This is a genomic window from Nannocystis sp. RBIL2 (assembly GCF_026626745.1).
In the GTDB taxonomy this organism is placed as follows: Bacteria; Myxococcota_A; Polyangia; order Nannocystales; family Nannocystaceae; genus Nannocystis.
Genome location: NZ_JAPNJW010000002.1, coordinates 5559562 through 5575106, shown reverse-complemented (window position 1 = coordinate 5575106; position 15545 = coordinate 5559562). Strand labels below are relative to the sequence as shown.

Genomic DNA, 15545 nt, shown 5'->3' with positions numbered 1-15545 from the left:
GGGCCGAGAAACGGCGCGAACGATCGCGCCGCCGTGCAACCTTGTCACCAGATGCCCCGCCCGTTATCATCCGCACGCGATCCGGAAAGGTCTCTGATGCGTCGTCTCTCCCCTCTGGCCGCTCTCGTCGTCTCCTGCGCTGTCCTCCTCCCGGCCTGCAACGGCCTGGCGAGCCGTAACCGAGTCCAGGCGATCAATCGGATGAACGAAGGCATCCAACTGTTCGACCGCAACAACACTGCCGGCGCCGAGAAGGCGATCCAGGACGCCATTCAGCTCGATTCGTCCTACGCGGCCGCGCACCACACCCTGGGCCAGATCTACAAGAAGCAGAACAAGCTGGTCGACGCGGAGAAGGCGTTCACGGGCGCGATCGACAACATGAAGGCCGAGCCGCAGGCCGAGTACTGGTACGACCTCGGCGCTGTGCAGCAGGCCCAGGGCGAGGCTGACGGCGTGTCGTCGTCGGAGCGCGAGACCAAGTTCACCGCCGCGATCAACTCGTTCCAAGAGGCGCTGAAGCTCGACCCGAAGATGTACCGCGCCCATTACCGCACCGGCGTGCTGTACGAGAAGCTCGACCAGCCCGAGAAGGCCGACGCCGCCTACCGCAAGACCATCGAGATCAAGCCGAGCTACAGCCCGGCGTTCGTCTCGCTCGGCAACATGTACATCGATTACGGCTTCGCCAACGTGGCGATGGCGGTGCTCGATACCGGCGCGCAGATCAACGACAAGGACGCGCGCATGTGGAACGGCCTCGGCCGTGCGCACTTCGAGCTCGGCCAGATGAAAGAGGCCATCGACGCCTACACGAAGGCCAAGGCCATCGATCCGGACGGCGCCGACGCGCTCTACGGCCTCGGCATGGCCTACGCCGAGCTCCGCCAGCGCAAGGAAGCCAAAGAGAACCTCGAGCTGTTCCTGGGCAAGGCCGGCGACGCCCGTCCCGACCTCATCAAGGCGGCGCGCGACACGGTCGCTCGCATGCAGGACGTCATCTGAGCCCGACAGCGACGGTATCCGTGAGGCCAGGGCCCCACGGTCCGTCGAGGGCTGCTCGCTACCTCGACTTACGCGGCCCACCAGGCCCGACCTACCATCAGTTACCCCGCGGCTCGCCGCGGGTGTCCCCCGTCGTGCGCACGGTGGGCCTACTGGGCCTGCCTGCGTTGAATCGTTCCGGACGCGTTGAACGCTCGGCGAGGTGCGTGGTATATCCGCCGTCTCCCGAGCCCGGGGTAATCCCCCGATAATGCTCAAAAAACAGGGTCTCAGATGGAAGTAACGACGCGCATCAAGTCACGGCTCACCGAGGTCTCCGAGTGGAGCGGGGTGATCGACGAATCCGAGTCGCAGGCGAGCTCCGCCGGCACGCCTCAGGCGCAGTCGGCGGCGTTCTACCACCTCGCCCAGGCCTGCGAGGGATTGCTGCTCGACAAGGCGAAGGCGATGACGTTCTACCAGACGGCCGTCAAGCGCGACCGTGAGAACCTCAAGGCCCTGGAGTCGGCGCGCAAGATCTATCAGCAGATGGCCAACCTCGAGATGGTCACCAAGCTGATGGCGCTCGAGCTGCGGGCCAATCGCGACCCCGACCGAGCCCCGGCCCTGAACTACGCCTACGGGCGGGCGCTGCTCAACCTGCGGCAGATCGAGCAAGCGCGCCCGTACCTCGAGGCGGCGGCCAGCGCCGAAGGTCGCAATCAAGAGTTCCAAGACCGCTTCCAAGAGTCGCTGTACGACCGGAGCAACTGGCAGTTCGCGCTGCAGAACATCTGCATCAACCAGCTGATCGCGCTCAGCGGCCAGGCTGACCCGCTGGCCGCGAACGTCGAGAATGGTGGCCACCAGCTGTCGGCGCTCTACCTCCGCACCGCGCGGATCTTGCAGCAAGAGGCGCCCGAAGACCCGCGCCTGTTGCCGCTGCTGTTCAAGGCCCTCGACTCCGATCCGAGCAACGACGAGGCCGGCTACATCGCGGAGACCCTGCTCGCCGGCGGCGGCCACCTGCAGCACATCCAGAAGCTGCAGGACCGCCGCGCAGCGCTCGAGCGCGAGCCGGACAAGAAGGTCGCGCTGCTGCGTCAGTTCGCGCTGATCTGGCAGGTGCGCCTCAACAACGCCGACATGGCGGCGTACTTCTTCCGCCAGGCGCTCGAGTACGCCTACTCGATCGGCGTCAGCGTGCTCAAGGACGAGAACGACGCCGACTGGCACCTCGGCGCGTTCCACATGCTCAAGAAGGCCGCCGAGCGCACCGGCAACTCCGAGGGCCTCGTCGAGCTGGCCGCGCGCGGTCTGCAGGTCATCACCGACCAGACCGACGCGGCGTTGCTCGCGATCCTCGGCGGTGAGGTCGCGTGGAAGCAGCGCCAGGACGTCGAGAGCGCCCGCAGCCTGCTCGCCTACGCCGTCAACGCGGCGCCGCGTCACCCGACCCTCATCGAGTTCACGCAGCAGTTCGGCGCCCTCGAGGCGCCCGCGGACAACGCCGCCGAGCGTGCCGCCGCGGAGCGGGCCGAGGCCGAGGCCGCCGCTGCGCAGCGCGCCGCCGTCGACGAGGCCGCGGCCGAAGACGCCGCGCGCGAGCAGGCCGCAGCCGCTGCCCTCGCCGCCGAGCAGGCCGCCGCCGAGCAGGCCGAGGCCGCCGAGCGAGCGGAGCGTGATCGCGTCGCAGCCGACCGCGCCGCCGGCGAGAAGGCCGAGCGCGACCGTGCCGAGCGCGAGCGCGTCGCCGAGGAGAAGGCCGCCGCCGCCGCGGAGAAGGCCGCCGCTGCCGAGAAGGCCGCCGCCGACAAGGCCGCTGCGGCCGAGAAGGCCGCCGCGGAGAAGGCCGAGCGCGAGCGTCTGGCCGCGGAGAAGGCCGCTGCCGACAAGGCGGAGCGCGAGCGCGTCGCCGCCGAGCGAGCCGCCGCCGCCGAGAAGGCCGCCGCGGAGAAGGCCGAGAAGGCCGCCGCCGTCGAGCGCGCCGCTGCCGAGAAGGCCGCCGCGGAGAAGGCCGCCGCTGACAAGATCGCCGCCGAGATCGCCGCGATCCCGGCGGATGGCGTCGAGTTGCACGGCGAGATCTTCCTCCCCGAGGAGGTCCGGATCTACAACGCCGCTCGCACCGCCGAGGCCGCCGGTGGCGCCAAGGCGATCGACGCCTGGCGCGACGCGATGGGCAAGCTGCCGCAGAAGCGTTACCCGCGGACGCGCCTCCGGGAGCTCTACGGCGAGGCCGGCAAGTGGAGCAACGTCGCCGACCTGCTGAAGGACGAGCTCAAGGGCGACCCGCACAAGGACCTCGAGCACACCAAGGCCTCGTACTGGCAGCTGCTCGACATCTACCGCGATCACCTGCGTCAGCCCGGCCTCGTGGTCACCACGCTGGCCGCGTTCGAGAAGGTGCTCGAGGACGCCGGCGACACCGAGTCGCTGCTCAAGGTCGTCGAGACCCAGCAGAACCAGTTCGAGCAGATGAAGCGCTGGCCGGACCTGATCAGCAGGATCCGCCGCCGCGCCGAGCTGACCACCGACCCCGTCGGTCGCACCGCCCTGCACCTCGAGGCCGGTCGCCTCTTCCTCGACAAGTTCAACAACCAGGCCGAGGCGATCAAGAGCTTCGAGTCGGTGCTCGAGGCCGACGAGTACAACGTCGAGGCGATTACCAAGCTCAAGGATCTGTACGCCAAGCGGCGCGACTGGGAGAAGCTCGTCCACGTCCAGCAGAAGGAGCTGACGCTGATCGAGAGCCCGGCGCAGCGCATGGAGCAGCTGCTCGACGTCGCCCGCACCGCGGTCTCGAAGATCAAGAAGAACCCGCTCTCGATCGAGCTGTGGAACCAGGTCCTGGCGATGGAGCCGACCCACCACGAGGCGCTCGAGCAGCTCGAGGGTCTCCTCGAGCGCGAGAAGGAGTGGGGCCAGCTCGCGGGCGTGCTGCGCACGCTCGCCGAGGTCGAGGGCGACCCGACCAAGAAGGCCAACTACCTCGTCAAGCTGGGCTCGAACTACAGCGACAAGCTCGACGACAACGCCAGCTCGATCAAGGCGTGGGAGCAGCTGTACCAGCTCGACTCCGAGAACCGCCGCGCCCAGGACGCCCTCAAGAAGCTCTACCTCGCCGTCGGCGACATGGAGAGCCTGCAGGAGTTCTACGCCAAGCAGGACAAGTGGGGCGAGTTCATCCGCGTGCTCGAGCGCGAGGCCGAGACCGCCGAGGGGGCGGCTCGCACTACGCTCCTCCTCAAGATCGCCGATCTTTACAAGACGCGGATGGACAAGGCCGACAAGGCCACCCGCGCCCTCGAGCGCGCGCTGTCGTTCGACGACAACAACCTCACCGTCGCCGATGCCCTGATCGACCTCTACGAGCAGGCGCACGACGAGCGGCACATCTCGGTGCCGCTGAAGATCCAGCTCAACCACAGCGAGGATCCGGCGCAGCGGCAGGCGCTGCTCCGCCGGCTCGCCGAGCTGGCCGAGCGCATCAGCCAGGACGAGGCGCTGGCGTTCTCCTACTACCGCCAGGCCTTCACCGAGGACCACACGCAGGCCGACACGCGCGAGCACCTGTTCCGCCTCGGCGAGTCGATCGGCGCGTGGACCGAGCAGATCGAGTCGCTGCGCGCCGCGATCGAGAAGTACGGCACCGACCCCGACAGCATCCCGCTGCGGCTCAAGCTGGCCGAGATCTACGAGAAGCGCTCGAGCGACCTCGAGGCGGCCCTCGCCGCCAACCAGGCGATCCTCGAGATCAACGCCGAGGAGGCGACCGCGCTCGCCTCGCTCGAGCGGCTGTACCTCGCGCTCGGCCGTGAGGAGGACCTGCTCAACGTCCTCCGCACCCAGCTCTCGCTCGCCGGCAACGACGACGACCGCCGCGCGATCCAGACCCGCATCGGCAGCATCCACGAGCAGCTCGGTCACGTCGACCAGGCCGTCACCGCCTACGAGGCCGTGCTCGCCACCGGCGTCGAGGACCCGACCGTGCTCGCCGCCCTCGACCGCCTCTACCTCGGTCAGGGCAAGTGGACCGAGCTGGCCGACATCCTGCGGCGCGAGCTCGAGGTCACCGCGCCCGACGAGGTCGAGGCCCGCGCGACCTTGCTGCTCCGCCTCGGCATCGTCCAGCAGGACAAGCTGAACTCGGCGCCCGACGCCGTCGACCTGTTCCGCCAGGTCCTCGACGTCGACGCCGCCAACGAGGAGGCGCGCAAGCGGCTCGAGGGTTACCTCGAGGACGACGCGCTCAAGACCACGGTGGCCGGCATCCTGCTCCCGGTCTACGAGCGCCTGCTCGACTGGCCGAAGATGGTCCAGACGCTCGAGATCCAGGTCGCCGCGGCCGGGACCGTCGACGAGCGCGTCGGCCTGCTGCTGCAGATCGGCGCCATCCTGGCCAACAACATCGGCAACACCACGGCGGCGTTCGACGCCTACAGCCGCGCGTTCCGCCACGACCCGCGCAACGAGGCCGCGCAGGCCGAGCTCGAGAAGCTCGCCCACCTCGAGAACCGCTACGCGGACTACGCCGCGCTGTTCGAGGAGGCGGTCGCCGGCGACCTTCCGAGCGAGCTGCAGCGCACCCTGCTGATGCGCCTGGCCAACCTGTACGACCAGCGCCTCGGCAACGCGCCCAAGGCGATCGAGAACTTCAAGAAGGCGCTCGAGGTCGACGCCGACAACGTCGAGGCCCTCGAGGCGCTCGAGAAGCTCTACAGCCGCGACCAGAACTGGGGCGAGCTGCTCGGCGTGTACCGCAGCCAGATCCCGCTGACCCAGGACGGCAGCAAGCGGCAGGAGCTGCGGTTCCGCATCGCCTACCTTCAGGACGAGATGCTCGGCCAGAAGGAGGAGGCGATCGCGACCTACAACGAGATCCTCGCCGACGAGTTCGAGAACCTGCAGGCGATCGTCGCCCTCGACCGGCTCTACCTCGCGCGCGGCGCGTGGACCGAGCTGGCCGAGAACCTCGAGCGCCAGCTGACGCTGTCGAGCGACCCCGACAAGCAGATCGAGCTCAACCTCCGCCTCGGCGACCTCCGCCTCACCAAGCTCGAGCAGGCCGGCCAGGCCGTCGAGACCTACCACCGCGTGCTCGCGCTCGACGCCGGCAACGCCACCGCGCTCGGCGCCCTCGAGACGCTGCTGACCAACGAGCAGCAGCAGCTCACCGTCGCCAAGACCCTGGAGCCGTTCTACCGCGTCAACAACAACTGGCCGCGGCTGATCCAGGCGTACGAGATCATGGTGACGCACGCCTCCGACGCGGAGGAGAAGATCGGCCTCCTGCACCGGATCGCCGAGCTGTACGAGATCGCCGGCGAGGAGCAGGGCAAGGCGTTCGACGCCCTCGGCCGCGCCTTCAAGGTCGATCCGAGCAACGCCACCACGCAGGAGCGGCTCGAGACGCTGGCCCGCCAGCTCGAGGACTACCCGCGCCTCGTCGCCCTCTACGACGAGTCGATCCCCGACATCGTCGACGACGCGCTCATCATCCGCTTGCTGGTGAAGATCGCCCAGATCTACGAGCTCGTGATCGAGGACCCGGCCAAGGCCGCGGCGAGCTACGAGCGGATCCTGGGCGTCGACCCCGGCAACTTCGAGGCCGTCGACGCGCTCATCAACCTCCACCTCAAGAACTCGAACTTCAGCTCGCTGGTCGAGGCGGTGGTGCGCAAGTCGGAGATGGTCACCGAGGTCGCCGACCGCAAGGCGCTCCTCCTCTACGCCGCGCAGACGCGCGAGACGGCGATGGAGGATCCGGCCGGCGCGATCACCCTGTACCAGCAGGTCCTTGCGCTCGACGACGCCGACGCCTCGGCGCTCGACGCCCTCGCCAAGCTGTTCACGCAGACCGAGGCGTGGGAGAACCTCAAGGACATCTACCGCCGCAAGACCGAGCTGGCGGAGAGCCCCGAGCACCGGCGCTACTGGCTGCACCAGCTCGGCCCGATCTACGACGAGAAGCTCAAGGACGTCGAGCAGGCGATCGAGACCTACCGCGCCATCCTCGACCTCGAGCCGGCCGACTACGACGCCATCCAGGCGCTCGACCGCCTCTACGGTCAGGCCGAGCGCTGGCAGGACCAGCTCGGGATCCTCGAGCGGGCCGTCGAGGTCGCGCCGCAGCGCGACGAGAAGACCGCGCTGCGTCACCGGATCGGCGGGCTCTACGAGACCCAGCTGGCCGACATCGTCCGCGCCGTCGAGGCCTACCGCGACACCCTCGCGCACGCCCCCGACCACGCGCCGACGATCGCCGCGCTCGACCGCATCGTCCACGGCGAGGACCAGCCGATGCTGGCCGCCGAGGTCCTGGCGCCGTTCTACAACCAGCTCGCCGAGTGGGAGAAGCTGGTCGACATCTACGAGGTGATGGTCAGGCAGGTCCAGGATCCGGCGCAGCAGATCGAGCTGCTGCACCAGATCGCCGCGATCCACGAGCGGCAGCTGCAGCAGTTCGAGCAGGCGTTCGCCGCCTACGCCCGCGCGCTGGTGATCGAGCCGACCCACGAGGAGACTCTGGGCCAGCTCCACCGCCTCGCCGAGGTCACGGGCGACCACGAGAAGCTCGCCGGTCTGCTGGCCGAGCAGGCCGCCGCGATCCCCGATCCGGCGACCAAGGTCGGCATGCTGCACCGCCTCGCGGGCGTGCTCGAGACCAAGCTGAACCGCATCGACGACGCGATCGGTCGCTACCTGGCGATCCTCGACATCGACGCCGAGAACCGCGACGCCATCGCCCAGCTCGACCGGATCTACACGGGCCTCGAGCGCTGGCAGCCGCTGGTCGAGAACCTGCGCCGGCAGATCGCCATCACCGCGGACGAGCAGGAGGTCATCGCCCTGCAGTACCGCATGGGCCAGATCTACCAGAACAACATCCAGGACCTGCCGAAGGCCATCGAGGCCTACCGGACGATCCTCGAGATCGACCCCGACAGCTCGGCCACGCAGGCGACGCTCGAGCTCATCTTCGCCGAGGGCGAGCACCAGAGCGAGATCGCCTCGATCCTCGAGCCGCTGTACCAGGCGTCGCGCAACTGGGACGCCCTGATCAAGCTCGCGGACGTCAAGCTGAACGCCACCGCCGACACCGCGGAGCGGCTGCAGATCATCGAGAACACCGCGCAGATCTGCGAGCAGCAGCTGGGCGATGCCGGCCAGGCCTACTACTGGTGGCTGCGCGCCTACATGGACGATCCGCTGAGCGAGCGGGTCGCCGAGGAGATCGAGCGCCTCGCCGAGCTCACGCAGGAGTGGGGCTACATCGTCGACGTCGGCGAGCAGATCCTCGAGAACCAGAACCTCTCGCAGGACGCTCGCGTGGCCGTGCTCAGCCGTTCGGGTCAGGTCCTCGAGACCCGGCTCGGCGACCGCGCGCGCGCCATCGAGGTCTACAACCGGCTGCTCGCGTTGGTGCCCGACCACGCCGAGGGCCTGCAGGCCCTCGACCGCCTGTACACCCAGACCGGCCGCTGGGAGGAGCTCGCCGAGATCCTGCAGCGCCGGATCCAGGCGACCATGGACGGCGAGATCCTCGTCGACCTCGAGATGCGCCTCGCCGCTGCCTTCGAGCAGTGGCTGGCCAACCCCGAGGCGGCGATCGCTGCCTACAACCGCGCCCTCGACATCGACGGCAACAACCTCCGCGCCCTCGAGCGGCTCGAGGCCCTGTACCTCAGCGCCGCCCGCTGGGAGGACCTGTACAAGACGTACGAGCGCACCGCGGCGATCGCCAACACCGACGAGGACACCGCGGCCTGCTATCAGCGCATGGCGAAGATCGCGGCCGAGGCCCTCGAGCGGGAGGAGACGGCCGTCGATCTGTGGGGCAAGGTGCTCGAGCTGCGCGGCGAGGACCCGCTCGCGCTGGGCGAGCTGGCCGTGCTGCACGAGCGCTCGCAGCGGTGGGACGACCTCGCCGAGGTGCTCGAGCGGCAGGTGTTCGCGGTCGAGGAGCCGACCGCGAAGGTTGCGATCTACCAGCAGCTCGCCCTCGTCTACGGCGACAAGCTGGGCAAGGAGCGCAACAGCCTCGACGCGTGGCTCAACGCCCGCGAGCTCAACGGCCGTGACCTCGACACGCTGACCGCGCTCCACGCGATCTACCAGCGCAACGAGTCGTGGGTGGAGCTCAACGACGTGCTCTCGAACCTGATCGCGCTCGGCCCGGGCGTCCTCGGCACGGAGCAGCTCCGCGCCTACTACGCCCAGGTCGGCCGGATCCAGGCCGAGTACCTCATGGACACCCAGGCCGCGATCGCTGCCTGGCGCCACGTCCTCGAGCTCGAGCCCAACAGCCTCGAGGCGCTGGCGGCGCTCGAGCGCCTGCACAGCAGCGAGGCCAGCTGGGACGAGGTCATCCGCGTCCTCGAGAAGAAGCGCAAGGTCGTCGAGTCGGCGCCCGAGAAGATCGACGTGCTCATGCAGATCGCCGCGATCTGGGAGCAGCAGCTCGGCAACAAGACCGAGGCGGCCGGCGCTTATCTCGAGATCCTCGACCTCGACCAGGCCTACATGCCGGCCCACGAGGCGCTGGAGACCATCTACCGCGAGACCGAGGCGTGGGGCGAGCTCATCGAGCTCTACCTGCGGCAGGTCGAGATCTTCGACGACGCCAAGTTCAAGGTCTCGACCTACCAGAAGATGGCGAAGGTCTTCGAGGAGAACCAGGGCGACCCGGACAACGCCTTCGAGGTCCTCAAGTACGCGTTCAACATCGACTACGCCAACGAGGACACCTCGCGCGAGCTCGAGCGCCTCGCCACCCAGGCCAACAAGTGGGGCGAGCTGCTCAACGAGTACAACGGCATCGTCCGCTCGATCCCCGACAAGAGCGAGCAGGCCGAGCTGTGGGTGAAGATCGGCCGCTGGTACGGCGAGCACCTCAACCGCGTCGACTACGGCCTCAAGTCGCTCGAAGAGGCGCTGAAGCTCAACGCCAACAACATCAACGCGCTGCGCGAGCAGGCCGGGTTCTACCGGCGCGCGATGAACAACGTCGAGCTGGCCAAGACGCTGGCGCGGATCGTCCCGCTCGAGACCGACCCGAACATCCAGGTCCGCACGCTGACGCAGCTAGCGGAGGTCCAGGACGGCGGGCTCGGCGACATCCCGGCGGCGATCGAGAGCTACCGCAAGGTGCTCGAGATCGACGGCGAGAACATCAACGCGCTCGACGCTCTGGCCCGGCTGCACCAGAACCAGGGTCAGTGGCAGGACCTGGTCGGCGTGCTCGAGCGGCGCGTCGGCACCCTCGACGAGCCGGAGCAGGTCATCGCCCTGCGCAAGCGCATCGGCGGCGTGCAGGAGGGCCAGCTCGGCGACGCTGCGGCGGCGATCGAGACCTACCGCAGCATCGTCGACAGCGAGCCGGGTGACCGCGAGGCCCTGGCCGCGCTCGAGCGCCTGTACCTGGCGGGCGGCAGCGTCCCGCAGTACCTCGGCGTCCTCGAGGCCGAGCTCGACACCACCACCGTGCGCGACGAGCAGATCGCGATCTACGACCGCATGGCGGCCGCGCACGTCAACCTGGCGCAGGACCCGGCGCGGGCGGCCGAGGCGTTGGAGAAGATCCTCCTCCTCGACAAGTACCGCGACTCGACCTACCGCCAGCTCGAGGACCTGTACACCAGGCTCGAGAAGTGGACCGAGCTGGTCGAGACCTACCGCAACCACATCGTGGTCACCACGGCGCCCGCCGCCAAGGTCGACCTGCTGGTGGCGATGGCCCAGGTCTACGAGAAGCAGATCCAGGACATCGACCGCGCGATCGAGACCTACAGCGAGATCCTCGAGCTCAACCCGCAGCACTTCGACTCTGCGGTCACGCTCGCTCGCCTGCAGGAGCAGATCGAGGACTGGCCGGCCGCGCTCAAGACCTTGGCGCGCCTGGTCGAGCTGTCGCGCGACCCCGCGGTCCGCGTGCAGCACCTGACCCGCATGGGCCAGGTCTACCAGGAGAAGCTGGGCCAGCTCGACGAGGCCGAGCGGCGCCTGACCCAGGCGACCGAGATCGACCCGGGCTACGTGCCGGCGATCGTCAGCCTGGCGGAGCTGTACAAGGGCCGGCGCGACTGGCTCAAGGCGGCCCGCAACCTCGAGGCCGCGTTCGGCTACTCGAACACCAAGCTCGAGAAGATCGCGCTCGCGGCCGAGGCCGGCTTCATCTACTACGAGGAGCTCGAGAACAAGGAGAAGGCCGTCGCGCTGTTCGCCGAGGTGCTCAAGCTCGATCCGGAGCACGTCAAGGTCGGCCGCGTGATCGGCCAGATCTACTACGACGAGGGTCGCTTCGCCGACGCCGACCCGATCTTCGACGTCCTCACCCGCAAGTCCGACCAGCTCGGCCTGGGCGACCAGGACCAGCGCGACCTCTACCTGCGAGCGGCCAAGGTCGCGCGCAAGCTGGGCAACGGCGACAAGGCCCTGAAGCAGTTCAAGCGCGCCTACGACATCGACGCGACCAACCGCGAGGTGCTCGTCGGCATGGCCGACCTGCTGTTCGAGAAGGAGGACTGGGAGAAGGCGTTCAAGCTGTACCAGACGATCCTGGTCCAGCATCGCGACACCCAGAGCTCGTCCGAGACGGTCCTCGTCTACTACCGCCTCGGCATGATCAAGAAGCGGCAGAACGAGCCGCGGAAGGCGCTCAACTACCTCGAGAAGGCGCTCGAGGTGGACCCGCACGACCTCGCCACCCTGAACGCGGTCATCGAGCTGCAGACGGGCGCGGGCGACTGGGAGGGCGTCATCCAGGCCAAGCGGGCCATGATCGACGTGGCCGCCACCGGCGATCAGCAGGCGGCGATCTACAACGAGATCGGCAAGCTGTACCTCGAGAAGCTCGGGAACTGGCAGAAGGCGGCGGCGGCCTATCAGAACGCCCTCGACCTGCAGCCGAAGGACTACCCGCTGCTGCACACGTTGCTGGACATCTACACCCGCAACAAGCAGTGGGAGGAGTCGATCCGGATCATCGACCGCATCGTCGAGATCGAGAAGGACCCGAAGCGGCGCTCGCGGTACAACTACACCGCGGCGGTGCTGCTCCGCGACGAGCTGAAGGCCCACGACGAGTCGATCGACCGCTTCAACTCGGTGCTCGACGACGACCCGGCGTACCTGAAGGCGTTCCAGGCGATCGACGCGATGGTCACCAAGTCGAAGGACTGGAAGACCCTCGAGCGCTCGTACCGGAAGATGCTGAAGCGGCTGCCCGCCGACAGCATGGGCGACCTGAAGATCACGCTGTGGTCGAACCTCGCGGAGATCTACCGGACGCGCCTGAAGGACTTCAAGGCGGCCACCGCTGCCTTCGAAGTGGCGGCCAAGCTCGACCCGGACAACACCGAGCGGCACTACCTGCTGGCCGAGCTCTACGAGGCGCTCATGCAGGAGAACCCGCAGGAGTACGCCACGCAGGCGGTCAAGGAGCACCAGATCCTCATCGCCCAGGAGCCCTTCCGGTACGAGAGCTACCACGCGCTCTTCAACATCTATCGGAAGAGCAACCAGTTCGATAAGGCGTACTGCCTCGCCCGCACGCTGGTGTTCCTCAAGCAGGCCACGCCCGAGGAGCAGCAGATCCACGACAAGTACGCCACGAACGAGTTCCGGCAGGCGCGTCAGCGGCTCTCGGAGGAGATCCTCCGCCGCCACGTGTTCCACCCCGACGAGGACCTGTTCCTGACCGGCATCCTCGGCTCGATCGCCCCGGCGATCGCGGCGTGGCGCGCCAACCCGCTGCCCGCGTACCTCAAGCCCAACGAGCGCACGGACATCAACACCGACCCCGCGCCGGTGTCGCGCATGGCCAAGTACGTCATGCAGCTCCTCAACGTCGGCCAGCCGGACCTCTACCTCCGGCCGGACGACCAGGGCGATGTCTCGCTGCTCAACGCGCAGCGCGACGGTCGCGTCCACCCGACGATGGTCGTGTTCCAGAACCTGCTCAAGGGCAAGAACGAGAAGCACCTCGCCTTCGCCCTCGGCCGGTACATGTCCGACCTCTACCTGCCGCACTACGCCTACGTCGCGCTCGACCGCTCGCCGCAGAACCTCAAGCAGGTGTTCCTCGCTTGCATGCACATGTGCGACATGGAGACCGGCGGCAACCGCCAGGAGCTCGACCAGATCGCCCGCGAGATCCTGTCGCGCCTCCCGGCCAACGCCCGCGACCAGATGCGCAGCCTCATGCGCCGCTTCGTCGAGGCCGGCGGCTCCACCGACGTCAAGAAGTGGGCCCTCGGCACCGAGATCACCGCCTATCGCATCGGCTTCCTGCTGTGCGACGACCTCATCACCGCCGCGCACCTGATCTCCCAGGAGCAGGCCGGGTTCGGCTCGGCGATGACGCCGAAGGACAAGATCAAGGAGCTGGTCCTCTACAGCATCAGCGAGGACTACTTCAAGGCGCGCAAGGGCATCGGCGTCTCGGTCGCCTGAGACTGAGAGCCTGCTGTCCGTAAGGACAGGTTCGAGAGGGCGGCCCAGGCCGCCCTCTCGGCGTTTGGTCGGCCGACGTCACGGCGTGCGAGACCCTTCCCCGGTGCGGCCGGTCGCGCCGCCGCGAGGAGGGGAGGGTGGCCGCCGTTGTCGGCGCTAGCGACGGCGCTCGCCGAGGCGTCACTGCCTCAGGTCTCGGCAGAGCCTCGACACCCGCGCGACGAGCACGGCGCCGTCTCGCCGACGGGTCGCCGTGACTGCGGCTCGCTCAGCTGCGGCTGGCGGGCGGCGCGGTGTCGCGGATGCCCTGGACCGCGTAGATCTTGAGCGGCTCGTTGCGGCCGCGGACCTTCACGGTCTGGCGCGGCTCGACGATCACGTGCGGGCCGGACAGCTGCAGGGTCGACTCGGAGATGATGATCTCGCCGGGCTTGGCCAGGCTGCACAGGCGGGCGGCGATGTTCACCGCGTCGCCGATGACGGTGTACTGCAGCGTGCGCGACGAGCCGATCGCGCCGGCGATGCACAGGCCGGTGTTGACCCCGATGCCGATGTTGATCTTCTCGCGGCCCTGGTCGGCGCGCAGGCGGTTGAACTCCTCGAGCGCGCGCATCATGTCGAGCGCGCAGCGGGCCGAGCGCAGCGGCGCGTCGGGCAGCTCCACGGGCGCGCCGAACAGGCCGATGATCTCGTCGCCGACGTACTTGTCGAGCGTGCCGCCGTGGCGGAACAGCACGTCGACCATGACCTCGAAGTACTCGTTGAGCGTCGCCACCATCTCCTCGGGCGGGTGACGCTCGCTCATCCCGGTGAACCCGCGGATGTCGGCGAACAGCATCGTCACCTCGCGCCGCGACCCGCCCTGGTTGAGCGTGAGCTGCCCGGAGACGATCTGGTCGACCAGGTTCGGCGACAAGAGGCGCTGGAACTGGGCCCGCTTCGACGCCTCGTGCTCGATCTTCTGCGCCAGCAGGTTGTTCTCGATGGCGACCGCCGCCTGCGTGGCGATGCCCGAGAACAGCAGCAGGTCGCGCTCGTTGAACGCGCCGGTCGCCAGCATCGAGTCCATGTGCATCGCGCCGAGCAGCTTGTCGTTGTAGAGCAGCGGCACGCACATCGTCGAGCGGATGCCCTGCATGATGATGCTCTTGGCCGCCTTGAACCGCTCGTCGACCATCGCGTCCGACGACAGCACGGCGCGCTTCTTGAGCCGGACCTCGTCGAGGATGCTGCGCGACAGACGGATCTCCTCGTCGCGCTTCTGCCGGACGTAGCGCGGCACGAAGTCGTCGGTCTCGGGATCGACGAGCAGGATGACCGCACGGTCGGCGCGGATCAGCTGGAACGCCTCGTCGACGATCTTCTGCAGCAGCGTGTCGAGCTCGGCGTCGATCGACAGCCGCTGCGACAGCTCGTGGGCGATCCGCAGCTTCTCGTAGTCGGCGCGCAGGGTGGCGACGTCCTTGATGTCGGACGCGGGCAAGAAGCGCGAGCTGGCGGACACCGAGCTCTGGACCTGGCTCTGCACCTGGTCCGGCGTCATGGTGACCTTGTTGAGGACCGGGGGCTGGTTGCGCGGCGGGTCCTCGGTGAAGCGGTAGGTCGTGTTGCCGAGCGAGATCTGATCGCCCGACTTCAACACTCGCTCGGTGACGCGTTCGCCGTTGACGAAGGTGCCGTTGAGGCTCCCGACATCGCGGACCACGTAGCGGCCGTCGGGGCCGAGAGTGATCCGGCTGTGCTCCTTCGAGACGATCCGATCCAGCACCTGGATCGAGTTGTCGGGATGGCGCCCGAGGGTGTTGAACGACGTGAGGATGTGCTCAGTCGGGTGGTCCCCCCCGATGAGGATGAGCTTGGCCGCCATCGACGATTCCGCATCGTAGGGCAGGTAAATCCGCGGATCAACCGCCCTCGACATCTCGCTGCGAGCCGGACGATCGACCGCCATGGGCCCGGCAGGTGGATCCCAGGCCGCGTCCGCACCGCCGCCTCTCGCGGCGCCGACCCCCTCGCGGCCCCCGGCTGGCCTCGAGTTCATCCGCGGACGGGGCCCCTGCGGCCCGCGTGCGGACCGCCGCGCGCGTTTGCGCCATCGCTCTCTC

3 protein-coding genes are annotated in these 15545 nt (G+C 68.4%); 2 read left to right on the top strand and 1 reads right to left on the bottom strand.

What is annotated here, in order from left to right:
• Positions 1–201: 201 nt before the first annotated feature.
• Positions 202–1005 (top strand): tetratricopeptide repeat protein, encoded by an 804-nt coding sequence (locus OV090_RS46915; RefSeq protein WP_267711590.1) that lies wholly within the window; start codon positions 202–204, stop codon positions 1003–1005.
• Positions 1006–1278: 273 nt separating this feature from the next.
• Entirely contained in the window at positions 1279–13440 is a 12162-nt protein-coding gene (locus OV090_RS46910; protein ID WP_267711589.1) for a tetratricopeptide repeat protein, read from the top strand.
• A 268-nt stretch (positions 13441–13708) separates the two neighbouring features.
• Here OV090_RS46910 and OV090_RS46905 read toward each other — a convergent pair whose 3' ends face one another.
• A complete protein-coding gene (locus OV090_RS46905) occupies positions 13709–15307 on the bottom strand; it encodes an adenylate/guanylate cyclase domain-containing protein (protein WP_267711588.1) in 1599 nt (532 codons plus the stop codon).
• Positions 15308–15545: the final 238 nt, after the last annotated feature.